At 38.7% G+C, this 26,180-nt stretch carries 15 protein-coding genes; 10 read left to right on the top strand and 5 right to left on the bottom strand.

Annotated elements, in window-relative coordinates; all coding sequences use genetic code 11:
* Positions 1-32 precede the first annotated feature (32 nt).
* Positions 33-2,270 carry a bifunctional diguanylate cyclase/phosphodiesterase gene (locus L0668_RS04365; protein WP_235310860.1) on the top strand — a complete coding sequence of 746 codons (2,238 nt, stop codon included), beginning with the start codon at positions 33-35 and terminating at the stop codon, positions 2,268-2,270.
* Between the two features lie 58 nt (positions 2,271-2,328).
* On the opposite strand, the gene L0668_RS04370 is transcribed toward L0668_RS04365, so the two are convergent.
* The gene (locus L0668_RS04370) at positions 2,329-3,861 is read right to left on the bottom strand and encodes a methyl-accepting chemotaxis protein (RefSeq protein WP_235310861.1); all 1,533 of its coding nucleotides are present in this window, start codon (positions 3,859-3,861) and stop codon (positions 2,329-2,331) included.
* Between the two features lie 212 nt (positions 3,862-4,073).
* The gene (locus tag L0668_RS04375; protein WP_235310862.1) at positions 4,074-4,727 is read right to left on the bottom strand and encodes a YitT family protein; all 654 of its coding nucleotides are present in this window, start codon (positions 4,725-4,727) and stop codon (positions 4,074-4,076) included.
* A gap of 406 nt (positions 4,728-5,133) precedes the next feature.
* Between L0668_RS04375 and L0668_RS04380 the strand changes: the two genes are divergently transcribed.
* The 7 genes from L0668_RS04380 to L0668_RS04410 all read left to right on the top strand — a co-directional run bounded on the left by L0668_RS04380 (position 5,134) and on the right by L0668_RS04410 (position 17,130).
* Positions 5,134-8,823, top strand: coding sequence for a DUF1592 domain-containing protein (locus L0668_RS04380; protein WP_235310863.1), 3,690 nt, complete (start codon positions 5,134-5,136; stop codon positions 8,821-8,823).
* Between the two features lie 10 nt (positions 8,824-8,833).
* Entirely contained in the window at positions 8,834-10,201 is a 1,368-nt protein-coding gene (locus tag L0668_RS04385) for a DUF1552 domain-containing protein (RefSeq protein WP_235310864.1), read from the top strand.
* Between the two features lie 36 nt (positions 10,202-10,237).
* Positions 10,238-11,557, top strand: coding sequence for an L-fucose:H+ symporter permease (gene fucP, locus L0668_RS04390; RefSeq protein ID WP_235310865.1), 1,320 nt, complete (start codon positions 10,238-10,240; stop codon positions 11,555-11,557).
* Positions 11,558-11,592: 35 nt separating this feature from the next.
* A complete protein-coding gene (locus L0668_RS04395; RefSeq protein WP_235310866.1) occupies positions 11,593-12,117 on the top strand; it encodes a sigma-70 family RNA polymerase sigma factor in 525 nt (174 codons plus the stop codon).
* The gene (locus tag L0668_RS04400) at positions 12,107-13,786 is read left to right on the top strand and encodes a LamG domain-containing protein (RefSeq protein WP_235310867.1); all 1,680 of its coding nucleotides are present in this window, start codon (positions 12,107-12,109) and stop codon (positions 13,784-13,786) included. Before L0668_RS04395 ends, L0668_RS04400 begins: the two co-directional genes overlap by 11 nt.
* Positions 13,787-13,890: 104 nt before the next feature.
* A complete protein-coding gene (locus tag L0668_RS04405) occupies positions 13,891-16,773 on the top strand; it encodes a M16 family metallopeptidase (protein WP_235310868.1) in 2,883 nt (960 codons plus the stop codon).
* Positions 16,774-16,905: 132 nt separating this feature from the next.
* The gene (locus L0668_RS04410) at positions 16,906-17,130 is read left to right on the top strand and encodes a hypothetical protein (protein ID WP_235310869.1); all 225 of its coding nucleotides are present in this window, start codon (positions 16,906-16,908) and stop codon (positions 17,128-17,130) included.
* A gap of 1 nt (position 17,131) precedes the next feature.
* On the opposite strand, the gene L0668_RS04415 is transcribed toward L0668_RS04410, so the two are convergent.
* From L0668_RS04415 to fadB, 3 genes are all read right to left on the bottom strand, one after another.
* Entirely contained in the window at positions 17,132-19,069 is a 1,938-nt protein-coding gene (locus L0668_RS04415) for a putative bifunctional diguanylate cyclase/phosphodiesterase (RefSeq protein ID WP_235310870.1), read from the bottom strand.
* A gap of 91 nt (positions 19,070-19,160) precedes the next feature.
* The gene (gene fadA / locus L0668_RS04420) at positions 19,161-20,324 is read right to left on the bottom strand and encodes an acetyl-CoA C-acyltransferase FadA (RefSeq protein ID WP_235310871.1); all 1,164 of its coding nucleotides are present in this window, start codon (positions 20,322-20,324) and stop codon (positions 19,161-19,163) included.
* A gap of 15 nt (positions 20,325-20,339) precedes the next feature.
* Positions 20,340-22,493, bottom strand: coding sequence for a fatty acid oxidation complex subunit alpha FadB (fadB, locus tag L0668_RS04425; protein WP_235310872.1), 2,154 nt, complete (start codon positions 22,491-22,493; stop codon positions 20,340-20,342).
* A gap of 285 nt (positions 22,494-22,778) precedes the next feature.
* Here fadB and L0668_RS04430 point away from each other — a divergent pair, with 285 nt between their 5' ends.
* On the top strand, positions 22,779-24,689 hold the full coding sequence (locus L0668_RS04430; RefSeq protein WP_235310873.1) for a lytic transglycosylase domain-containing protein: 1,911 nt from the start codon (positions 22,779-22,781) through the stop codon (positions 24,687-24,689).
* Between the two features lie 75 nt (positions 24,690-24,764).
* Entirely contained in the window at positions 24,765-26,084 is a 1,320-nt protein-coding gene (gene pepQ / locus L0668_RS04435; RefSeq protein ID WP_235310874.1) for a Xaa-Pro dipeptidase, read from the top strand.
* The last annotated feature ends 96 nt before the right edge of the window (positions 26,085-26,180 follow it).

Consider the following 26,180-nt stretch of genomic DNA (forward strand, 5'->3'; position numbering starts at 1 on the left):
GTAAACTTGTTACTGATGTTCATGGAAGCTAAATGAGTTCAAATAATTACGACAACGATGAGCTAATTTTCCTACCCGAGGAAAGTCAATCGGAAACCGAGACTGCCTGCTCGCAAGGAGTGTGGAATGTCTTGGTTGTTGATGATGATGAAGAAATCCATTCTGTAACAAGGCTCGCTCTTTCTGACTTAATTGTTGCAGACAAAAGATTGCACTTTATCCATGTGCATTCTGGCGCGGAAGCATTAAACGTTATTGAAAAAATGAACTCATCTATTGCCATTATCTTACTCGATGTGGTGATGGAAACTGATGATGCAGGTTTAATGGTTGCTCGCACCATGCGCGAAGAGTTAAACATTCTTGAGCCTAGAATAATATTACGTACTGGCCAACCAGGTTATGCTCCAGAAGAGCAAGTCATTAAAGATTACGACATCAATGACTACAAAACTAAAACCGAACTTACCAGAGGTAAACTGGTTACTACAATCATCGCTTCCATTCGTTCATACCAACAAATATTGTCTATCAATCAAAGCCGTATAGGTTTACAAAAAATTATTGCTTCGGCGGCTAATTTGATGGAAGAACATTCAGTTAAAAACTTTTGTGAAGGCGTCGTCACCCAAATAAGCTCGCTAATCGGTTTAGAGGCCGGTGGTGTGGTATGCGCCAAAGCGGGTTCAGTATTGGATATTGATGATGATGAAGTTTACGTTTTAGGGGCGGCTGGTGAGTTTGCAGTTTATATCAATAAGAAGCTAGAAAATTTACACAACGTGAAGATCGTTAAGTTTGTAAATAGTTGTCTTAAACTTAAACAGCACATTTTTGAAAGTGAATTTACCGTACTTTATTTAAAAAGTTCAGATTATGAAGCTGCTGTATATTTGCAAATTGGCAATAAGATTAGTGAAATTGATAAGCAACTATTAGAAGTGTTTTTATCAAGTGTATCTGTGGGATATGAAAACGTTAATTTGTTCCATCAATTACGTACTGCAGCCTTTAGAGATTGGTTAACTAAACTGCCAAACCGTAGTGAATTCATCAATATGCTAGATGAAACTAGTAAGGTCAATTTACAAAACAAAGATCTAGTTGTGGCGCTGGTTGATATTAATCATTTCGCTGATATCAATGATGGCTTAGGACAAGATGCGGGTAATAGTACCTTATTAGCGGTAACTAAACGTTTAGAAAATACCTTCGAAGATAAGATCAGCATGGCTAGGATCGGCGCAGACATCTTCGGTTTAATTGGCTCTGAAACCTATATTAACCCTGAAACTATTAATCAGTTATTTGTCATGCCATTCAAGGCTGGTGAACATACCTTGCCTTTAACTGCTTCATTTGGTTTCTCTCGATTGAACAGCAAAAACCAATCTGGAATTGAAATCTTAAAGCAGAGTAATATTGCTTTAAATCGAGCTAAAAAGAATCTTAAAACTAACTTCGAATACTATGAACCCGAGATGGAGCAAGAAACCACTTGGCGTCTTGAGATGATTCGAAAGTTAGCGATTGATTTTGAGAGCAGAAAACTTCAGTTATGGTATCAGCCTCAAGTTGATTTAGTCACTGAGCAAATTGTGGGCATGGAGGCTTTATTACGCTGGCCCACTGAAGATGGTGGATTCGTATCCCCAGCTGTATTTGTGCCATTAGCTGAGTATTCAGGTCTAATTATTGATATTGGCGCTTGGGTTATCGAAGAATCTTGTAAAAAGCTCGCAGAGCTTAATCAGCAAGGTTTTTCAGGCCTACGGATGGCAATTAACATTTCTATGCCGCAATTTAGGGATCCTAATTTTATCGAGTCGGTAAAAAATATTATTACTGACAATGGGATTGAACCGGATCGTATTGAGTTAGAAATAACCGAAAGTGTAGTGATGGACGAACCACAAATAGTAGTAGAAGCTCTACAAGAATTAAAATCATTTGGTGTTAAAGTGGCTATAGATGATTTTGGAACTGGATTTTCGTCAATGAGCTATTTACAAAAATTACCATTAGATAGACTCAAAGTAGATCGTAGTTTTGTGAATGAAATTACCCCAGGAAAATCAGCTTTTATAGTGGAAACGATAGTGACTTTGGGCAATAAACTAGGTCTTTCTACTATCGCAGAAGGTGTTGAAAAGCGCGAGCAAGCTAGTTATATGCTCAAGCTTGGTTGTGATGAAGCTCAAGGTTACCTATTTGCTAAGCCCATGCCGTTCGAGCAATTATTAGAGTTTTTAAGCGAACAAACTAATTAACTTGTTGGTAAACTCACTCAAGTGGTAAAGCTTAATAGGTTAACCACTTGAGTTATACTTATCTAATCTTCAATTCATTGGTTGAAGAGTCCACGTGTTTGTATATGTTGGCTAGCTCCTTGGAGGCTGCTTCCATTACCTTAGCTTCTAACTGTGACTGCTCACTTTGTTGGTCAATACTAGCTAAGGACTGATTAATTGCGTCAGTTTGTAATAGTTGTTCACTCATTTCCTTCTCAATTACATTATGTAAATCACTAATTTGACTAATGGCTTGATGCAAAGAATTGATAAATTCTTGTGATTGTTTAGTAGCTGCTAAGCTGACTTCGGCCTGCTCTTTACCACCTGTCATAGCTAATACAGCTTTGTCTGCTTCTTTTTGTAGCTTAGCGATATTCTCTGAAATTTGTTGGGTAGATTGCTGAGTTTTAGTGGCTAAACTGCGTACTTCATCCGCAACCACAGCAAACCCTCGACCAGATTCTCCTGCTCTTGCTGCTTCTATTGCTGCGTTAAGCGCCAATAAATTTGTTTGTTCGGCTATACCGTTAATTACGTTTACAACATTACCTATATTGTCTGTATCTGCTTTTAAGGTGGTAATAATATTTGAGGCGTGGTTGGTGGCATTAAGCATGTTATGGCTAGTGGCTAAATTATTTTTAAACATAGTCTGCCCTTCATTTGCCAATGAAGTGCAATCCCCAGCTAATACGTTAGCTTCAGAGATAGCTAGATTTACCGAGTCGTTAGAGTCAGATAACTTTTGCATGTTCACCGCAAGTTTAGTGGTTTCGTTAACTTGATTTATTAGGCCTATTTTCACTTTTTCAAAAGCACCAAACAAACTTTCGATTATGTTTCCTAGGCGTTTCACATCGGTAATGATTTCCCGTAGTACTCGGCTGAGTCCGGTTTGTATGCGGATGAAATTTTCAGCTACTTGGCCAATTTCATCTTGACTACGAATTTTAATCTGGCCAGTTAGATCACCTGAAGCTATCTGATGTGAAGCTTTGGTGACTTTCTTTAAAGGCGAGATTACTTTTTTGTTTATAAACCAACTAATACCTATAAGTATCAATATGATGACTAAAAGGGTTATGATTTGTGTGTAGAAAAAAGCGGTATTTGCTTGTTTTTCGGTTTCAACCTTGAGGCCTAAGATATGTTTATTTACGGCTTCGACAGCTAACGTTAAACTTTCTGTTGGCGCTCTGTCTATCCCCTTTACACTTTTATCTGCTACTTTTATGTCTTTATCAGCAGCAATAAATGCATCGTACCCCGCTCGATATGCCTTAATCATAGGTAAATATTCTTTAGCGAACAATTCTAAATGCGTTCTAGCAGGGTGGTTTTTATCGATGGTCTGCAATGTGTGATGGTATTTTTGAGGTATTAACTCTGCCGTTTTATTGAATCGTCCCCAGTATTTTTCAAGTTGTTTGGGATCGTGTCCACGGATCAAGGTGTTTTTCCATTCCTGCACTTGAGTCTTAAAGGTGACATTTAAATCAGATACTTCTGACATAGTAATCGCTTCTTTATTGACGGTTGCAGCGTATTCTTTCATTACTGTATTCATAGATGCAAAACCCATAAATACAGTTATTAAAATGATAGAAAGGGCACAGATTAAGAGTAATAAAAGTTTGGTTCTGATGTGTGCTCGAATTACTTGCATAGTGGACCCCTAATTGTCATTCACGCGAAGAAGAAAAACCGCGTAATAGTAGATGACATTTTTGTTACGGTAAGATGACGGTATCTAGAATAAAGTTACTTTTTGATAAAAACTTAATTGATCTGAGGCTGTTTAACTTTAAGCTTTTCATTTCTGTCTGTGTTGGTTAGGTAAGCTTGATAACGTCCCGGTTTGTGATTAACCGCAATTAGTAAATTTAAGGTGATAGCACCAGCCACGGATAGCAGCACTAAGGGCCAGTCAAACATAAATAACGAACAACTTAAAATAATACAATCAATTAACAAACCAAAATTTCCTGCTCGAATCTCAAATCGATTTTGTAGGTACAGGGCCAGTATGCCTAATCCTCCCATGCTCGATTTATGTCTGAACATGATTAGCATGCCTACACTAATTAACATACCGCCAGCCAAGGCTGAAAAAAACGGGTGAATCTCACTGATTGTGATGACCTTATGTATATTTTCAGTCATAACTGATACCAAGGCGACGGTAATGAAAGTGTTGATGGTGAAACGTTTACTAAGTCGAGTCCAAGCTATGTAATAAAAAGGTAAGTTAACGATAAAGAAACATACACCGAAGCCTAAATCAGTAATGTAATCACCTATCAGAGCAATGCCTGCCGTGCCCCCAGTTAATAGTTGATGAGATTCAAATATTACTATGCCAAGGGAAGTCAGCACGCCGGCACAAAACAGCGCCAAAATGTCTTCGTAAAACTTGTGAGATGGAAAATTCATAGAAATGCTCGCCAATAGGGATGACTCGATCGGCAAATAGCCAATTCATAGTTTAAGGTGGAACCTGTTCGGCGCGAATTTTACACAAGCGTTTGAAATTTGTTAGTAAGACTAGGATTTAAAATCACAGAGTAAGTCAGTGGTTAGTAAATAAATGTTTACAGGGTAAAACGCACTTTTTGAGTATTAATAATACTTAATTAGTGTCATCTTCTAAACCCACTAGATTATTTTACATTTTATGAATTTATTTCACATTTTATGAATTCATTTCACATTTTATGAATTCATTTCACATTTTATGAAACAATAATTTAACAAGAGACAATTTATTAAGTAGATGTTGCTATTTTTGTAAGAAATAACAGCAGGTGAATATGTTTGCTTTTTTAGTTGTGGGGTTTGTGTGTTTAACAATAATTTCTTTAAACCATTTATGCTGTTATTGATTTTAGCGCTTTGCTTGATATGCGGAGCGTACTTCGCCCCCATAGATGAAATTGCTGGGGACGGAATTTTACGCTTTTTTGGGCGATTTCATGTGTTGGTGTTACATTTTCCTGTCACTCTTTTATTACTCGCACCAATTTTATCCTTGGCTAGTAAATTCTCCCAATTTAAACAGCTAAGTGCTGCAGTTAAACCTATATGGTGGTTAGGTGCTCTAAGTGCAGTAGTCACTGTCACTATGGGATTATTACTGGCCTCAAATGAAGGTTACGCTTATACAGAAGTGCAACAGCATATGGTGGCAGGAGTCAGCGTGGCATTATTGGCACTGTATTGCACTGGCTTGGTTACTTTCGGTTCAACTTCACTTTTAAGTAAAGTGCACTACGCTTCTGCCAGTGCATTACTGACCGCCACTTTATTTATTGCCGCTCATGAAGGTGGGAACCTTGTGCATGGAGATACTTACCTCACGCGTTATTCCCCTGAACCTTTTCGTACTTGGCTAAGTCCAGAAGAAAAAGACTTAGATATAGCTCAAATAGATGATACTCATTATCTAGAAACTGTTCGTCCATTATTGACCGAATATTGTTTTGGTTGTCATGGGCCTGATACGCAAAAAGCTAATGTTAGATTAGATATTCTTAATCCCGATTATATAAACGGTGCGGATGCCGAGCACTGGCATGCGGCTTTGGATATGATCAATTCGGCAGAAATGCCACCTAAAAAGAAAAAGCAACCAAGTGATCAAGAAAGGCGCATTTTAGTTGATTGGATGACTCAAGGTATCCAATTAGCTAAAGCGGCTAAAAGAAACGAAAGTAAGCAAGTATTACGTCGTTTAACGAAAGAACAATACACCAATACCTTGCAGGATTTACTTGGTATCGAAGTAGATTTTGGTCGTGAATTGCCCGACGACCCATTGTCTGAACTTGGGTTTAGCAATAATGGTGAATTATTACAAAGCTCTACATTACATTTAGAAACCTTTGAAAAAGTCGCTCGCAGTGCTTTGGATAAAGTCATAGTAGGTGAGGAAAAACCTAAAATACATCATTACCGTATGCATTTTGGCGAAAACCTAGGAGTCAATGAGCCTCACTCCAAATCAGCTGGATACATGGATGTGCCTCTGGAAAAAGAAGATTTTTATGTAGAGCTATTAAATGTAGATGGGCTAACTGAATCGCCAGAACAAGCAATAAAAAAATATTTTAGTGCCAGTCTGCGCGGCTCGGAAATAAAACGCTTTAAAGTTCAACAAAAAGGTATCGATTTATATTCGGCTATGCCTCATCAAGAAGTCACAGAAGCTGGGAAATATGGTACTTGGAATGGTCCTTCACCAAATCTATCTATGCAGATAAAAGATCAATTTCCTACTTCAGGTGATTTTGTTGTTCGAGTAAAAGCCTCGCAAAAACAAGACTTTGTTAAATCAGTTAATTCAGTGGCGCCACTAAAAAATAGTGAGCTACAATTTTCTTTGAACCCAGATGGTTCGCCAAACATTAATAAAGATAGTCAAGTGCAACTAGATACGGCGCGTATCTCCAAAAAAACTGGATTAGTTTTCAGTGACCAAAATCCAAGGTTATTGGTAAGTGAAAACTTGACTAAAAAAATACACTTACAATCCACATTATTAACTAAAGATGAATCTCAGCAATTTTATCAAATTGATCTCGTGCACCCAGAAATAGCTTTTGGTAAACAAGTCGAACTAGAGATTAAAATTGATAAGTTACCTGCCTTTAAAACAACTTTACAGCCAACAGGTCAAGCCAAACCGGGTGAGCCTGTTATTTCAAGTCTTGCTTCTGCTCATTTATCTGAGGTGTGGCATCAAATAGAAATCAAAGCTAAAAGTGATTTTCCAGGGTATAGCGATATAGTGGTGACTCTATTACCAGAGGATCATCTAGTTGCGAAAAATCATCCAGAAAGCACTTTTTTTAATCAGGTGGGCCAAACAAACCTTCCGGTTTTGTTACCTTATTTAGGTACCAGAACTGACGATGGTATGGACTACAAAAATTTTGCAAAAGGCGCCATAGTAAGTGGTGAAGATAAACTATATACCTTTAAAGGAAGATTAGAAAACCTGCCTATTCCTAACCATGGTACTCAAGGCGATCATATTACTAGCAGTAGCTTGAAAGTAGGCGTATGGAATGACGATAAAATCAAGCATAGTGCACAAAAAGGCTCAAGTATTAATGTTGAGTATATTGAATTTGAAGCTCCTTATTTTGCTCAGTGGCCTACCCTTGAACATCAAAACATATTCTTCCCTACCGACAACCAAGATGAAGAGTATGCAAAAAATGTAATTACAAAATTTGCTACTAAAGCATTTAGAAGGCCTGTGTCTGATGATGACATTGCGCCTTATTTTGAATTGTGGCAAAACTTAAAAGCTGAGTTTCCTAGATTTGAAGATGGCATTAAAGAAACTTTAGTGGCTATTTTATGCTCCCCAAGGTTTTTATATTTGGTAGAGCCCCAAGCTGAGCAACTTGCGCAGGCTGAAAAACTTGCAAAAACACAGAGTGAAGCTTGGTATTCAAAGGTGTTAGATGTTTTATCTATAGGGGATGCGCATGCCAGTGAGAACACACCAGCATCCATTGATCAGTTTTCGTTGGCTAACAGATTGTCATATTTTTTATGGAATAGTGCACCCGATCAGGAGTTGTTAGCTTTAGCACAAAAAGGTGAATTGACAGCAAACGTTAATAATCAAGTATTACGTATGTTGCGAAATGATAAAAAGCTACAACAGTTTACTAAAGTATTTACCAGCCAGTGGTTGCGCTTAGATAGGCAGCAAGGACAAACGGTTAATGTATCTGAGTACCCAGATTACACTCGTTTTGTAAAACAAGATATGCAGTTAGAAACAGTTCAATTTTTCCAGCATCTATTACAGGAAAATAGAAGTGTACTTAATGTCATTGATTCTGATTTTGTGATCTTGAATCAAAATTTAGCTGAGTTTTATGGAATTGAAGGTGTAGTGGGTCCTGAATTTCGTCCTGTGAACACCTCCGGCAATCAAGCAAGAGGTGGATTGTTGGCCCAAGGTGCATTTTTAACTGGGCATGCAGATGGTACTCATAGTCACCCAGTGAAAAGAGCTGTTTGGGTTAAATCAAAAATACTAGGTGACGAACCCCCTCCTCCTCCGCCTAATGTACCCGAGCTTGATCCAGAAACTCCAGGCTTTGAAAAGTTAACCCTTAAACAGCAACTTGAGTTACACAGAGACAAAGAGTCTTGTCGAGATTGCCACGCTAAAATCGATCCTTACGGTGTGGTATTTGAAGGTTTCGATGCCGTTGGGCGCTCTCGAACTGAATATAAAGGCCTGCCAATAGACGTGAAATCTATCCTTCCAAATGGTACAGAAATTAATGGGATGAGCGATTTAAAACAATATTTACTTAAAGAAGAGTCAGACAAGGTTGTGTTATCAGTGATTAAACACTTGTTTGGTTATGCACTCGGTCGAGAAATCGGTTTTAGTGATGATGAAGAGTTAGAGCAAATTTTACAGCAGGTAAAAGCTGAAGATTTCCGTATGCAAAGTTTATTGTTAGCTATTATTAATAGCCCGTCTTTTAATCAAATATAAGGAGCAAGTAATGAATACTATTCGACCATTTCGATTGCCACGCCGCAGTTTTTTAAAAGGTTTAGGCGTAGCTGCTTGTTTACCTTATATGGAATGTATGGCTAATGATAAACCTAAGTTAGGTCAGCGCTCAACGCCAGCTAAACGCCTTGCTTATTTGTATACTCCTAATGGTGTTTCTGTTCCAGGGGAAGATTCTGACTTTAAAGAATGGAATTGGTTTCCTTCTGGTGAAGGGAGGAACTATAAGACCACTAAGGTATTAGAGCCCTTAAATGCATATAGAGATGATATATCCATTATTGGTGGATTAAGTCATCCTAGATCTCGCAGTTTGTTAGGGCATATTGCCGGGGATACTTTTTTAACTGGCGGTGATGTGCGCACCGAATATAAAAACAATATTTCTGTTGACCAATTTGCTGCGCAAATCAAAAAACAGGGGACTAGATATCCGTCTTTAGTTTTGTCTGCTGACGGCGGTATAGGTTTTAAATCCAGAGTCTCGACCTTATCATTCGACAATGGCGGACAAGCTATTCCCTCAGAGCATAATCACAGGAATATATTTGAGCGTTACTTTTCATTGAATGGTAAAAGCGCCAGTGTTGAAAGGCGTCGGAGCTTAGTTCGTCAGAAAAAAATGGTGGATTTGATATTAGAAGATTCCAAACGACTACAAAAGAGATTGGGCGTAAACGACAGGCATAAATTGGAAGAGCACTTATCTTCATTAAATAGCTTAGAAGAGCAAATTCAGCGTAATGAAGCTTGGCTGGACGTGCCGTTAAAAAATGTCAGTACAGATCACCTAGATTTGTTAGTGGATGCTAAAGTTGATCCTCAAGCTTACATTCGTTCTATGTATGATTTAATTGTATTGGCCTTCCAACTTGATTTAACCGAAGTGGTTTCTTATATGGTGTCTCGTGAAGATGGTATGGGATTAGGCGATGCATATCCTATTCTTGGTCTAGGTTTGACCAAAGGCCATCACGCTATCAGCCATGATAAAAGTGAAGGGCATTGGAAAGAATGGGGCCAATACGATCAGTGGATGGTGAGTCATTTCGCCTACTTTATAGAGCGAATGAAAAACACTAATGATGAATTTGGTTCTCTTTTGGATAACACTCAAATACTCTACGGTAGTGCTTGCAGTAACACTCATAATGCAAGAAATTATCCTTTGATATTAGCGGGTGGCAAAAACATGGGATTACAACATGGTAGTTATCATAAATTTACTAACGAGACACCTATGAGCAACCTGTTTGTTAATCAGTTAAAGTCAGCTGGTGTCATGACTGATAAATTTTCAGATAGCAATGATCACATGGCCGGATTAGAAAAATTGTTTAACGGCGTTAACGCGTAAGATTCAACTAATAATTATAATAACTAAGGAAATTTAATGTCTACAGAATCACCTGCTATATCTGAAAATATAACTGATAGCCCTGTTGCTAAAGCCCCCATTATTCAAAAAGGTTTATTGTTACCTTTTATTTTAATTACCGCTTGTTTTGCCTTGTGGGGCGCAGCGAACAATATGACAGACTTGTTGGTGCCAGCTTTCCAAAAGGTGTTAAGCATGAGCCAGTTGCAGTCCTCTTTTATTCAATCCGCTTTTTATGGTGCCTACTTTGTTATGGCTCTTCCTGCGGCATTTTTAATTCAAAAATATAGCTATAAAAATGGCGTGTTAATTGGCTTAACTGTATATGCAGCTGGGGCGATTCTTTGTTACCCAGCTAGTCAAGCCATGAGCTTTGAGTTTTTCTTATTAGCGTTTTATGTGTTTGCTTCTGGTTGCGCTATTCTAGAAACCGTTGCTGCACCTTACATTATGTCTATGGGGCCAGAAGAAACAGGCACTCAACGGATTAACCTAGCACAAGCTTTTAATCCTATCGGTGTGTTGATGGGGGTATTTTTGGGTAAAGAGGTGATTTTAAAAGGACTGAACACTGCTTCTGAAACCGAACGTGCTGCTATGACCACAGATCAATTATTGATGATCCAATCTCAAGAGTTATCTAATGTAGTGACCGCCTATATTATAGTTGCAGTAGTTGCATTTATATTGGCTGCTTTTATTTTTATTACCCGCTTTCCAGCTGGAAAATCTAGCGATAAGTTTGGCGAATTAAAGCAGTCTTTTAATCGCTTAAAGAAAAATGCTAAATGGAAATTTGCTATAGTTGCCCAGTTTTTCTATGTGGGCTGTCAAATTGGTGTTTGGACATACGCAATTAAATATATAATGGATAACCATGCTGGTGTAAGCACAGAAGCACAAGCTGGTGAGTATGTATTTTATGGCCTGTGTGTTTACACTGCGTTTCGTTTTATTTGTACTGCTCTTATGAGTGTTATTTGTCCAACTAAACTTTTGTCGATTATGGCCAGTTTAGCCATACTTTTAATTAGTGTCGCCATTTTTGTAGGTGGCGAAACTGGTACCTATGCACTACTTGCTTGCTTCTCGTGTATGTCATTAATGTTTCCAACTATTTACGGTTTGGGATTAACTGGTGTAGGTGAAGATAGAAAATTAGGTGGTTCGTTTATCATCATGGCTATATTAGGTGGTGCGATCTTAGTACCGCTGCAAGGTTGGATTATTGATACCACTGGCAATGTGAACACTAGTTACATCTTACCTTTGGTTTGTTTTAGCATAGTACTTATTTTTAGCTTTTTTGTGCGTAAACAAGACTCAGCAGCCTAATCTAAAGTCGCTATGTTAGTGGATAATAAGGATTTATGAGTCAGCAAAATGCCTTGTTTGTGGCTTTTATTCGCCAATACCAGGCTCGTTTACGCGCATTTATTAGAGGAATGGGCGTAGCGAGCCATGCTGTGGATGATATAGCCCAAGAGACATTCTTAACTGCGTATAAAAAGCTCAACGAGTTTGAGCAAGACAAAGACTTTGGTAATTGGTTATATGGCATTGCGCGCAATATTCTGCGTAATGAGTTACGTAAAGACGCTCGGCATAGTCGTATTATGGATGAAAAATTAAGTTATTATTTGTTAGAGGAGTTTGAGTTGGACTATGAACCCTCTGATCAACAAGGAGAAGAAATAACAGCTTTAAAAGAGTGCATCAAAACCCTTCCTGATAAAAGCAAAAACTTGATTGAGAAAAAATATTCAGATGAATGGAAAACCCCCTCATTAACCGCACATTTTAGTATGTCTGATACCGCGGTACGTTTAGCGTTAATGCGTATTCGAAGGAAGCTTAAAACATGTATGGATTATAGGCTGCAATATGACCAGTAATGTTGAGAATCATAAGCGATTCTCTACACTCCTTGAGTTGTTAATTGAGGGCACAGCAAGCCCTGAACAAATCTCTGAACTTATCGACTTTGCCAAGCAAGACAGAGAGCTAAAGTATATTTTACGCACCCAGCTTGAAACCGATAACATGCTACTGCAAGCATTATCACCCAAAGAGAATACCAGTCAATTTATTGAGCAAATTGTTACCCAGTCTAAAGATATACAGGCGCATAAAGATTTTGAGCAAAAAGTTCTAGGTGCATTACCTAAAGCTAGCTCAGTGAGTGAGTCTAACGGTAGTGACAAATATGCTTGGATAATATCCGGTTTGAGTATAGCTTTCTGTATTATTGTGTCAGTCTTAGCTCTCAATCAAATTTGGATTTTTGCCAATAAACCCAACAATCAAACTTTGGTAAGTACAGAAATTCAAGATCAGGGGGTGGCCATAGTTGTTAACGCTGTAGGATTAGATAACTCTGACCTGTTTGTGATAGGTAAATCCGTTCCGCCAGGGAAAATCGAAATTAAAAGTGGGTTTTTAGAACTAGAGTTTTACCATGGCGCCCAACTCAAAATTGCAGGGCCTGCAGAAGTTGACTTAGTCAGTGCCAAACAAATAAGTCTACTACAAGGTAAAGTCATGACTCAGGTGCCCACAGTGGCAAAAGGCTTTATTACAAAAATTCCGAATCATGAGGTGAAGGACTTTGGCAGGTCAATTGGTATTCAAGTTGATACTCAGGGAAACTCACAAGTACATGTATTTGACGGTTCAATCGAAGTGATTAGTGAAAACGGTGATAGGCAAAGGTTTGCAACCGGTGATGCTGTTAATTTTTCTGCTAAAAATAAAGATGATTGGAAGGCTAATTTAACTGCGTCAAATCAATTTGACGAGTTTTCTGGAATAGATGATTTAACTCATATCGCCATTAGTGAAAAATACCAGCAGTGGTTAGACATGAAGCAGCACATGCTACTAGATAAGCACCTTATCGCCTATTATGATTTTGAACCGATAAAGGGGCGACCTCGTTTGTTAAAAAATTTGAAAGAGCCAAAAAATCAAAGTCACGGGGCAATTGTAGGCGCCAAATGGAGTAAAGGGCCATGGTTAGGTAAAAGTGCATTAGAGTTTAAACGCGCTGCTGATAGGGTTCGAATTGAAATAGATGAAAAATTAAATAACTTTACTTTAGCGGCTTGGGTGAAAATCGATAGCCTTGACAGAACTTTTAACTCACTTTTGCTAACAGATGGATTTAAACCAGGAGACCTGCATTGGCAAATAGGTAATTTTAATCCTGTTAAAAAATTTGGCACTATCGTTTTAGGCTTATCTACCACCTATAGTAAAAATAGAAACTACCAAGCGGCTCCGTTTTTCACGCCTGCAGAATCTGGTACTTGGTATCATCTTGCGGTGACGGTTGATCAAGAAAATGTTAATACTTATGTGAACGGAAAGCTTTTTAGATCGAATTTGCTGACTGAAAAATCTGACTACTGGAAAATAGGAAAGGCCTCTATTGCTAATTGGGATAGCATGAATTTGGGCTCACCTCTTAGAAACCTAAATGGAAGTATGGCCGAGTTAATCATATTATCTAGAGCACTAAAAGAGAGCGAAATAAATGCTTTGGCTCTAAACGAAAAAATTTAGCTACTGACATTAATAACCACTCCTCTCTAAAGTTAGTATAAACTATGTCAATTAGTATACTCCCTTGGCTGGGAAATCTTCTCTTCAGGAAATGGAAACCTAGAATGATAAAAAAAGTAGTTAAACCGTCTCTGTATTTAATTTCGTCAATATCAATTATTTCTCTTTTATTTACCGCTTGCCAATCTAGCCCTACAAGTACCAAAGAAGTCGTTCAGGAAGAAACGGTCAAGAAGCCGTTTTCAGGGGCGTTACCTGTATCTCCTAGGTTGGTTAAAGGTAAGTTAGATAATGGCATTGAATACATAATTCAGAAAAATACCAAGCCAGAAATGCGTGCTGAAATCAGGCTGGTAGTTAATATAGGCTCCTTAGCGGAGGATGAAAATCAACTAGGATTCGCTCATTTTGCTGAACATATGGCCTTTAATGGCACCCAAGATTTTGAAAAACAACAAATAGTTGAATATGTGGAATCCATCGGCATGAAGTTTGGGGCTCACTTAAATGCCCATACTAGTTTTGACGAAACTGTTTATAAATTACAAATACCTACTGATGACCAAGAAATTATCGAAACAGGCTTTCATATTCTAGAAAACTGGGCTCACAAAATTAGCTTTGAACCTGAGGAAATAGATAAAGAACGTGGGGTAGTCATAGAGGAGTTACGTGCTCGAAAGGGTGCGGGGCAGCGAATTTTTAATAAGCAATTACCTGTATTGTATAAAGGCTCAAGACACGCGGTTCGTCTACCTATAGGTAAACAAGAGATCCTAGAACACGGCAAACATGAGGATTTAATTCGGTTTTACAAAGATTGGTATCGCCCTGATTTAATGTCTGTGTTGGTAGTGGGAGACATTGAAACTGAACATGCCCTTGAGTTGATAGAAAAATATTTTAGTCAAATAAAACCAGTAGAGAATGCCCGTACTAAACAAAATTATCCAATACCAGATAACTCTACTCCACTAATTAGTGTGGAAACCGATCCCGAACTAACACGTAGTACAGTGTCTTTAACTATTAAACAGCCATTGTTTAATGCCCAAAATTACCAGGATTTAAAACAACAAATTGGCCATTCTTTGTTTACTGGCATGTTAAATAACCGAATAAGAGAGGCGGTATTAAAACCGGATTCTTCATTAATTGCTGGTGGCAGCAGCTTTTCTCGTTTATTCAGTAGTAATTCCACCTTCAACTTAGGGGCGTTAGTTAAACCTGAACAGTCAAAACAAGCCATGTCGTTTTTGTTAGCTGAATATAACCGAGTACGACAAAACGGTTTTACTGCAACCGAGCTGGCTCGTCAAAAATCTAGTATGTTGCGTTCAGCAGAAAAAGGCGCCAAGGAAATAGATAAAACTCAATCAAAAGGTTTGATTTCCAGATACGTAGGTCATTTTTTAAGACAAACACCGATAATGGACAACGAGCAATATTTTGTTGCTTACCAACACTTTTTACCGCTAATTAGCTTAGATGATATTAACCAGTTAGCGGCTAAATGGTGGAGTGATAATAATCGTTTAGTGTCTATTTCTGCACCACAAAAAATCGCCCAAAGCCTGCCGACTGAGCAGCAAATTTTGGCCTTATGGCAGCAAAGTACTGAACAAAAACTGGCTGCATACCAAGACGAAAAAGTAGCAGATTCACTAATGTCAACTACGCCTAAAGCGGGCAGTGTAGTTGATAAACATTTTGATGATAATTTAGCTGCTCACATTTGGACGTTAAGCAATGGTGCAAAAGTTATCTTGAAGCAAACTGATTTCAAAGAAGACGAAATTCTTTTTTCAGCCAGTAGTGAAGGGGGTAATTCTTTACTAGATACTGACACATATCTAAATACCTTACTTACTACACATATAGCCAGTGCTATGGGTATAGGTGATTTAAATTCTATCCAGTTAGGTAAATATATGAAGGGCAAACGGTTTGGCATATCAGCTCAAATTGACCAATATAAGCAATCGTTGTCAGGCACCAGTTCGGTTGAAGATTTGCCTAAGTTTATGCAAATGTTGTATTTGAAATTTCAACGACCAAGAGTGGATAAACCCGCATTTGATACGCTAATTTCAAGAGCTAGCCCTTACTATAAGAATCGCCTTGATACGCCGAATGGTGTGTTTTCTGAAGCACTTAGAGTGGCGCAATATAGTAATAATCCTCGTTCGGTAAAAATGGATGACAAAGTGATTCAAAGTCAAAGCTTTGAACAATCTTTAGATTTTTACCAAGAGCGTTTTGCCAATGCCGGTGATTTTAATTTTGCCTTTGTGGGTAATCTCGACTTAGACAAAATGGAAGAATTGTTGAGTACATATGTGGCTAGCCTGCCAAACACCGACAAAGCAGAGTCTTGGAAAAAAATGCCTGATTTGCGTACTAAAGGCCAGTTAAAAGTGAACGTTGAAAAAGGCTTGGAACCTAAAGCCACTGTGGTACTGAATTATTATGGCTCCAAACCATGGAGTTATACACAAAATACAGCATTTAATAGTTTAAAATCAGTGCTTAGTACGGTTTTACGTGAGCGTATTCGAGAAGAAAAATCCGGGGTATACGGCGTTCGAGTGGGCGGCGGCTTTTCACGTTATGACGACTCTCATAGTATCAGTATCTCTTTTACCTGTAATCCCGAAAGAGTTGATGAACTAGTTAAAGAAACTCAATTAGTTATTCAGGAGTTTAAAACTCAAACCCAAGATAAAAAATATTTAGAAAACTACAAAAAACAGCGATTAAAAAGTAACGAGACTCAAATCAAACAGAATGGTTTTTGGCGAGGTTATTTGTTAGCGAGCCTGTCTGAAACTCAGGAGTTTCAGACCTACCAACAAGCTTTAGCGTTAGTTGATGAAATGACAGAAGCAAAGTTACAAGTGGCTGCCAATAACTTTTTGAATGAGCAAGACACATTGATTGCTACCTTATTGCCTGAAGAACTGGCAGCAGTCGAATTAGAAGATTAAATAAAACTACTAGTCCATATCGCTAAATGACAGCGCATCAATATGGGGTGGTATGATTTGAATAATGAGTGGTTTTGCAGTGTTAATTCCATACGGCTACACTCATATGGACATATAAAATTTGAGGATATTATGAATAAAGAACTAAAAGGAATGTGTTTGTTTTTAGGGGTAATCGGATTAGGTTATGCTGCTTTATTGCTGTCGATTATGTTATTTACGGGTGTAAAAATATTTAAATCTGTTGTATTCATCTTCACGTTTTCATCGTTTTTAGTGAGTCTGGGATTAACTGCCCAAGTGAAACAAAGGATCGTGCAACTGGTAAAAAGTAAAATATCTGGCAGTCGAATTTGACCTAAGGCTCGTCGAATTTAAAGTATTCAAAAGGTGCAGGGCGATAAAAGTGGTAGCCCTGCATGTTTCTACATCCGAGTTCTAATAATAAATCCTTCTGTTCTTTTGATTCTACACCTTCAACTGTACAGCGCACTTCAAAACTAGAACACAATTCTAAGATCGTTTTCACTACTCCTCTGCTGCGTGCGTCCTGTTGAATATTTTGTACAAAACTACGGTCAATTTTTAACGTATCAAACGCAAGTTTGTGAATATAACTCAAACTTGAATAACCCGATCCAAAGTCATCTAAAGCGATTAAGAAGCCTTGTTGTTGTAATTCTTTGGTAATATTTGAACAGTGTTCCAAGTCACTCATCATAGTTGTTTCAGTGATTTCAAACTGTACTCTGTTTGTTGGAATTTGATATTTATCTAAAATGGAACCTAGCTGAGCTAGGGTGGCTCTATTGATCACATCATGAACCGACAAATTAAAAGACAAATAAATCCTTTCAGGCCAAGCTTTTAAATCTTGAATGGCTTGTTCAAATAAATAAAGAGTAATCTCAGTTACCATGCCCATTTTTTCAGCTGTGACAATAAATTGTTCAGGTGAAATTTGTCCCAACTCTGGATGAAACCATCTAGCTAAAGATTCAAAACCGAGTATTTCGCCGTTTTGTCCATCCACTATGGGTTGATAATAAATTTTAATTTGCTGTTTTTTAACACTTTGTCCAAGAGCTAATTCAATCAGTGATTTTTTACGAATGATTTGTTCGTGCTTTTCAGAAAATATAATGGAGCTACCTCTAGCGTTGTTTTTGGCTTCATACAGAGCAAAGTCAGCGCGATCCATTAATTTTTCTGCGGTATTTCCAGCATCAGGGTATATGGCAAATCCGCAAGAGCCAGAAATTTGTACTAATCCCGTGCGCATCTTAAATGGGACTTGTAGCGCTTCTGTTATTTTTTTACCCAATTTTTGAATTTGATCGTGGTCATTGGCAAAGTCTAAAACAATGGCAAATTCATCACCACCGATGCGGGCTAACATGGCTTCGTTGTTTAGCAGTTTTTTAAGCCTGTGACTCACTTCTGTTAATACCCTGTCGCCAGCCGCATGGCCGTGGATGTCATTGACAGGCTTAAAACCGTCTAAATCAATTAGCCCCACTATAAAATTTTTATGGCTTAATTTTTCTAATAGCTTTTGGTTTAAAAAAGTAGCAAAACTTCGTCTATTGGCTAATTTGGTTAATCCATCCTGATTAGCTAATAATTCATTTTGGATATTTAAATTTTTGGTATGTCTGTGCTGTTGTTCGAGTTGTTGTTTAGCATTAATAACAGAGGAAAAGGCGCGGTAGTAGCTTTGGGTGATCATCACTAATACAAATACAACTAGGGTAAAGTTAGTAGCGATGGCGACAAAAACGGGATGACCCGAATAAACGAAAAATGCTACGAAAGGTAGACCCACAGCGAATGAGATAGACCATGCTGCTGCGGGTAAATGAATCAGGCAGACAATAATCCCAATTACGGTAATCGAAATGTAATAAATAACATGGGTTTGTAATGCAAAATCCCCGTACTGATATAAAGTGTAACTCCAAGCCGAGAAAAATAGACTCATTAATATGGCAAATAAAACAGTCATTCTAATTTGGTGTTTTGCCTGTTTTAGGGTAAATTCATGATGCCTAAAGCCGTACCAACGTATAGCTCTGCTAATGCAGCCAATAGACAGCAAAGCGGCAACATAAATGGTTAAGTAGTCTGGTGCCACACCGTAATGGGTGTAGGCTAAAGAAAGTGAATTGACGAGTAAAATGGAATAAAGCAGAGGGACTTTTTTAATTAATTCATTAAATTGTGCGAAAACAATTTGGGAGCTCCTTTCTCCACCATATGCTAATTTATATATAGATTTAATAGTTTTGATAAACACTCCACTGCTCTTAATTAAATAAGGTGTAAAGCATTAACAGTAATGGTATCAAAGCTCTATTAGAGAGCTTTGATACCCAATAAAAGCGAACCTACACCCGTTCAAATACTGTTGCAATACCTTGGCCTAGACCTATACACATAGTTGCTAATCCTAACGACTTATCATTTTCTTCCATGAGGTTTATCAGTGTAGTAGATATTCTAGAGCCTGAACATCCAAGAGGATGACCTAATGCGATCGCCCCACCATTTAGATTGACTTTTTCATCATAGTTATCCAGCCAACCTAATTGTTTAATGCAAGATAATGCTTGGGCGGCAAAAGCTTCGTTAAACTCGGCCAGTTCGATATCGTCCATGGTCAAACCTGCACGTTTAAGGGCTTTTTGTGTTGCTGGTACTGGACCGTATCCCATAATCGCTGCATCACAACCAGCAACTGCCATAGCGCGAATTTTAGCTCTTGGAGTTAAACCTAGGGCTTTAGCTTTGTCGGCAGACATGATTAACATAGCTGATGCACCGTCAGATAAGGCTGACGAAGTGCCAGCTGTAACCGAGCCATTTACTGGATCAAAAACCGGTCTTAGAGCCGCCATCGTCTCTATGGTTGAGTCAGGGCGGATCACTTCATCTGTCTTGATAAGTTTTAATACACCGTCAGCATCGTGACCTAAGGTTGGGGCAATTTCATTGTTCCATCGGCCTTCTAATGTAGCTTTATGCGCCCTTTGATGTGAACGAGCGCCAAACTCATCCTGCATTTCACGGCTAATACCATTTTGACGACCTAACAACTCAGCAGTCATGCCCATCATGCCCGATGCTCTAGCAGTGAACTTAGCTAATCCAGGATGAAAATCCACGTTGAAATTCATAGGCACATGGCCCATATGTTCAACGCCGCCAATCATATATACATCACCGCGACCCGTCATAATACCGCTGGTGGCATCGTGCAAAGCCTGCATAGATGAGCCACATAAACGATTCACAGTAACGGCGCTGGTTGATCGAGGAATGCTGGTTAACAGCTGTGCGTTTCTAGCAACATTGAAGCCTTGCTCCTTGGTTTGTTGTACACAGCCCCAAATAATATCTTCGATTTCACTGGGGTCTAAATTCGGATTACGCACTAATAACTGTGTCATTAAATGGGCTGATAGATCTTCCGCACGAACGTTGCGAAAAATACCTGCTTTAGAGCGGCCCATAGGCGTGCGTATACAATCAACTACTACTACTTCTTTCATAATATTCTCCTAGGCCTATTGGGCGAAATATGATTGGTTCGATGCAGCCATTTCGCGCACACCATCAGAAATTTGATAAATAGGACCTAAATCAGCATATTTATCTGCTAATTTAACAAAATTGTTTAAGCCCATAGTTTCGATGTAACGGAAAATCCCGCCTTTAAATGGAGGGAAACCTAAGCCATACAACAAGGCCATGTCGGCTTCCGCGGCACTGTCCACTATGCCTTCTTCTAAACAACGGATCGCTTCGTTGGCCATCGGGATCATTAAGCGAGCTATGATTTGTTCTTTATCAAACTCTTGTTTATCGGCGCAGTGTTCAGACATAAGTGCATAGGCCTCATCAGCAGCCACTTTGGCCGGACGGCCTCGTTTATCTAAACTGTGATTATAAAAACCTTTAGCATTTTTTTGTCCATAACGCTGTGCTTGATAGAGTAAAGTCACGGGATCATTTTTAATTTTTTGCATACGTTCAGGTATGCCTTCTGCCATTACGCTAGATGCGTGGTCAGCTGTATCTAAACCTACAACGTCGAGCAAATAGGCTGGTCCCATTGGCCAGCCAAAGACTTTTTCCATCACTTTATCTACAGCCACAAAATCAGCCCCATCAATTAATAGTTGGCTAAATCCTGCAAAATAAGGGAATAAAATACGATTAACTAAAAAACCAGGGCAGTCATTGACTACTATAGGCGTTTTACCCATTTTTAAGGTTGCAGCGACGACTGCTGAAATGGTTGCTTCTGAGGTTTTTTCACCACGAATGATTTCTACTAATGGCATGCGGTGCACAGGATTAAAAAAGTGCATACCGCAAAAACGTTCTGGTTTTTTCAAATTCAGAGCAAGTTGATTAATCGAGATAGTTGAGGTGTTTGAACAAATTATTGCATCGTCAGATACATGTTGTTCGGTTTCTGCTAATACCAAACCTTTTATTTTGGGGTTTTCGACTACAGCTTCAATTACTAAATCGACATTGTTAATCGAGGTGTAATCCAAAGTTGGGGTGATATTGTTTAAGGTTGCTGCCATTTTTTTAGCATCAACCTTACCTTTATGCATGCCTTTAGTTAAGATTTTGGCAGCTTCAGCTAAACCAAGATCTAATGCAGCTTGGTTGATATCTTTCATGATTACCGGCGTGCCTTTAACTGCCGATTGATAGGCAATGCCCCCGCCCATTATGCCAGCGCCTAACACGGCTGTTTGGTTTACAACTTTAGTTGCGGCTTTGGCTTGTTTTTTACCTTTACTTTTTACTAATTGATCAGCCAAGAAAATACCAACTTGGGCCTTAGCTTCATCAGTTTTAGCAAGGGTAGCAAAACCTTGGTTTTCTAATGCCAATGCTGCATCTCGATCCAGCCCCGCTGCTTTAGATACTGTGTTTACCATCATGTGGGGAGCTGGGTAATGTTTACCTGCTTGAGCTGCTACCATAGCTTTAGCAGTAGAAAAGCTCATCATGGCTTCATTGGCATTAAGTTGAAGTGGTGAGGTTTTCTGTAAGCGGCGAGCTTGCCAGTCAAATTCTCCATCTATGGCGTCATGCAGCATACTGGTTGCTGAGTGTATTAAATTTTTAGGCTCAACTACAGCATCAGCAGCGCCTACAGCTAATGATTTATCGGCTTTGCAATCTCTGCCAGTAGTCATCCATTCAAGGGCATTATCTGCGCCAATCAATCTAGGTAAGCGAACTGTTCCGCCAAATCCAGGCATAATACCGAGTTTAACTTCTGGCAAACCTAAACTTGCAGTGGTATCTAGAATACGGAAATCACAGGCTAAAGCCATTTCACAGCCACCACCTAATGCAAAGCCATTGACTGCTGCTATGGTAGGGAAAGGTAAATCTTCAAAACGGTTAAATACTTGGGAGGTTTTGGCTACCCAAGTCACTATGTCTTGCTCTGGCATATCAAACAAAGCGGTAAACTCGGTGATATCTGCGCCCACAATAAATGTAGGTTTGGCTGAGCGCACTATTAAACCTTTAACATTTGAATTTGATACTAGTTCTTCGATAGCTTGAGCTAACTCATTGACAGTGAGTTGATCAAACTTATTCACTGAACCGGGGGCATCAAAAACTAATTCTGCAATGCCATCTTGCAACAATTTAACGCTGAGGCTGCTGCCTTCATATATCATTATCTTCTCCTGTGACATTTGCTCTAATTTGCTAGAAGTTTCAACTTAAAAATAAAGTCTGTATCAGTATTGTTAATCTTATTGATTGAGTGAAGCAATTTTTTAACATCTGATATCAAGACCCTTATTATGTGCATAATTTGTTTTTTTGCAACTGGTCATTCCAGTTGTTGCGTGAATTTAGTTAAATAGATACCCATAATATTTGTTATATGGGTTATCTTTAGTCTCATCTTTTACTCTTTGGAATTGGTTATTATTCGTCAGTTATTTTGGGTTGCAATCTTGTTAATTTCACATCCACTCTCCTGCTTGAGTGTGAGTGCTGCCGTGTCCCTTGAGCAGCAGCGTAAAATATTTGGAGATGCTGAAGTCATAGCGCATAACCCCAAAAGTAAAACTTACAAAAGGCTAATGACGCAGTTAGAGGGGTATCCATTACGTCCTTACATTGAATTAAAAACATTAACTAAATATCCATATATGGCAAATAGAGAGTTAATTGAGAATTTTCTGTCTGAACATAAATATTCACCATTAGATTGGCCATTACGCAAAAAGTGGCTGAGTTATCTTGCTAAACAAAAACAGCCGGCTTTGTTTGAGCATTTTTATCGCGACATTGGTGATACAGGGCTCAATTGCATACATGCTGAAAATCTATTAAAAAATCCCAAAACGGTAGAACAAGGCTTGGTGTTAGCAGAGCAATATTGGGTAGTAGGAAAATCTCAACCTAAAGAGTGCGATCCTTTATTCAAGAAATGGAAAAATGCTGGAAGGCGCACACCGGAAGCTGTCTGGAAAAGATTATCTTTAGCGGCTGATGGTGGTAATCATACCCTTATCCCTTATTTAAAAACCTTATTACCAAGTGAGCAAAAATACCTCGCCGATTTGTGGTTAAAGGTACGCCGTTCTCCAAGTCAGGTGAGTCGTGTTTCTAATTTCCCTAGAAAAATAAAGCATTTAGAGCAAGAAATACTGGCTTATGGACTGAAACGCTTGGTGTGGCATGATCGAGATTTAGCACTACGAAGCTGGGAAAAGTTATCCAAACGGTATGAATTTAGTAACGAACAACAGCAAGCTATTGCGCATCGTTTTGCAATTTCTCTGGCCTTGATTAATCATGAAAAAGCAGGTTTCTGGTTAGAAAAAGCCAGTCAATTTGCACCAGATAATGAATTAGCTCGGTGGCATTTGGCCCATTTATTAAGGCAACTAAACTGGCAAAATGCCCTAAATATGATTAATTCTGTACCTGAAGAGGTTGCTTCTGATAATTTGTTTCAATATTGGAAGGCCCGTTCTTACGAGCAGCTGAACGCCAACGAATTGGCTGCAACAGAATTCCAAGCGTTGTCACAACAACGCCATTATTACGGATTTTTGGCCAGTGGTCAGTTGTCACAATTGGCTAATCTAAATGATAAGCCATTAAAACCTTCAGCTCGAGAGTTACAAGCTATCGCTGATCACCCAGCAGCCCAACGTGCTATGGAGTTTAGGCAACTCGGCAGACAAGTTAATGCCAGAAGAGAATGGAATTTTTTGCAAACTCAATTGAGTCAAGAACAAAAAGTCACGGCCGCTGTATTTGCGAATGAAAAAGGTTGGTATGACCAAGCCATTTTTGGCTTTTCTAAAGCGGGATATTTAGATGATTTAGCTAGGCGTTTCCCTATGCCATTTGACGTGCATTTGGAATTTAATGCCAAGAAAAATAATATCGATTTAGCTTGGGCGTTCGCTATTGTGCGCAGAGAGAGCTCATTTATGCCAGACGCTGCTTCTGGAGTAGGAGCATTAGGTTTGATGCAAGTTATGCCTGGCACGGCGCGTTATTTGGTCAAGAAAAAAGTACCTCGTTCTACTTTGTTCAATCCTGAGGAAAATGTCGCTTTGGGTACCCGTTATATGCGTTATCTATTAGATAAAATGCACGATAACCCTATTTTAGCTACTGCTTCATATAATGCAGGCTGGCGTAGAGTGAGAAAATGGCTACCGGAATCTGAACCTATGCCAATTGATTTGTGGATAGAAACCATTCCCTATAAAGAGACTCGAAATTACGTTAAAGCTGTATTGGCTTATAAACAGATTTATAGTCAACATTTAGGTGGTGTTGATAATTCCTTTAAAGAGCTTGCCAAGATGAAAATTAGTCCCAAAGGTCAACTTCGCTTGTAAGGTAAGTCTGTATACAGACATATAGCTTGTGATAGTCTAACTTCTTAAGATTAGATTTCAGTTTTAGAGTTAAACATGTCAAAAGTATCAATAAGTTATCCACAACATATTAGCGAACTACAAACACGCACTCGCGAAGCGCTGCAACGGGAATCCATTGACGGGTTAATCATCCACTCGGGCCAGAGTAAACGAATGTTTTTGGATGACAATAATTATCCGTTTTCCGTTAATCCTCAATTCAAGGCTTGGTTACCCGTAGTAGATAATCCAAATTGTTGGTTGATCGTGAATGGGGTAGATAAACCAAAATTAATTTTTTATAGACCAAAAGATTTTTGGCACAAAGTACCTGATGAGCCTAATGATTTTTGGGCGGAACAATTTGATATTATTTTGCTTACTCACGCTGACGCCGTAGAAAAACACTTGCCCTTTGATAAAAGTAAGTACGCTTATATTGGAGAGTATATTGAAGTAGCAAAAGCTTTAGGTTTTGAGTTAGTCAATCCAGACCGTGTAATGCATTATCTTCATTATCAAAGAGCCTACAAAACAGATTATGAACTAGATTGCATGCGAGAAGCTAACCGTATTGCAGTTGATGGGCACAGGGCGGCAAAAATTGCTTTTGAACAGGGGTTAAGTGAGTTTGATATTAACTTGGCTTACTTATGTGCTGTGCGACAAGGAGACAATCAAGTCCCTTACAATAATATTGTTGCGTTGAACCAAAACTCATCGATATTGCACTACACCGAATTAGATACACATACACCATCTGAAAGCCGCTCATTTTTAATAGACGCGGGTGCTGCTTTTCATGGTTATGCTGCAGATATCACTAGAACCTACTGTCATCAACAAGGGGTGTTTTCTGAGTTAATTCAGGCATTGCACCAAGTGACTTTAAGCTTAGTCGAGCAATTAAAACCGAGCGTGGCATATTCTCAAATTCATATTCAAGCCTATCAACAAATAGCACAAATATTAGAAAACTTTGGTTTTATAAATTTAGATGCACAAGGTGCGGTTGAAAAAGGCATAGTGAGTACCTTTTTTCCTCATGGTATTGGTCACTTCTTAGGGTTACAAGTGCATGATGTTGCAGGTCATGTTTCTGATGATAGGGGGACTCCTCAACCTCCACCCAGTCAGCACCCGTTTTTACGTACTACACGCACAGTTGAAGCAAAACAAGTATTCACTATTGAGCCTGGTTTGTATTTTATTGATAGTTTATTAGGTGATCTAAAAGCAAGTGAAAACTCTAAATATATCAATTGGGATCAGGTTGATACTATGCGACCTTTTGGTGGGATCCGCATAGAAGACAATATCATAGTGCATAGAGATAAAAACGAAAATATGACTAGGGAATTAGGTCTAAATTAACGTGAAAAAGCTCGCGCTTTCCAACGCCAGTATATTCAATAGCTTTTTATTGTTTGTCTGTCTGTTGTTGGGCAGTGGGCTATTTAGTTGATTAAG

The organism is Paraglaciecola algarum, from assembly GCF_021532655.1.
Taxonomy (GTDB): Bacteria; Pseudomonadota; Gammaproteobacteria; order Enterobacterales; family Alteromonadaceae; genus Paraglaciecola; species Paraglaciecola algarum.

Coding starts and splice junctions, on each gene's coding strand:
- L0668_RS04365 (WP_235310860.1), top strand. CDS start 33: ATGAGTTCAAATAATTACGACAACGATGAGCTAATTTTCCTACCCGAG.
- L0668_RS04370 (WP_235310861.1), bottom strand. CDS start 3,861: ATGAATACAGTAATGAAAGAATACGCTGCAACCGTCAATAAAGAAGCG.
- L0668_RS04375 (WP_235310862.1), bottom strand. CDS start 4,727: ATGAATTTTCCATCTCACAAGTTTTACGAAGACATTTTGGCGCTGTTT.
- L0668_RS04385 (WP_235310864.1), top strand. CDS start 8,834: ATGAATACTATTCGACCATTTCGATTGCCACGCCGCAGTTTTTTAAAA.
- fucP (WP_235310865.1), top strand. CDS start 10,238: ATGTCTACAGAATCACCTGCTATATCTGAAAATATAACTGATAGCCCT.
- L0668_RS04395 (WP_235310866.1), top strand. CDS start 11,593: ATGAGTCAGCAAAATGCCTTGTTTGTGGCTTTTATTCGCCAATACCAG.
- L0668_RS04400 (WP_235310867.1), top strand. CDS start 12,107: ATGACCAGTAATGTTGAGAATCATAAGCGATTCTCTACACTCCTTGAG.
- L0668_RS04405 (WP_235310868.1), top strand. CDS start 13,891: ATGATAAAAAAAGTAGTTAAACCGTCTCTGTATTTAATTTCGTCAATA.
- L0668_RS04410 (WP_235310869.1), top strand. CDS start 16,906: ATGAATAAAGAACTAAAAGGAATGTGTTTGTTTTTAGGGGTAATCGGA.
- fadA (WP_235310871.1), bottom strand. CDS start 20,324: ATGAAAGAAGTAGTAGTAGTTGATTGTATACGCACGCCTATGGGCCGC.
- fadB (WP_235310872.1), bottom strand. CDS start 22,493: ATGATATATGAAGGCAGCAGCCTCAGCGTTAAATTGTTGCAAGATGGC.
- pepQ (WP_235310874.1), top strand. CDS start 24,765: ATGTCAAAAGTATCAATAAGTTATCCACAACATATTAGCGAACTACAA.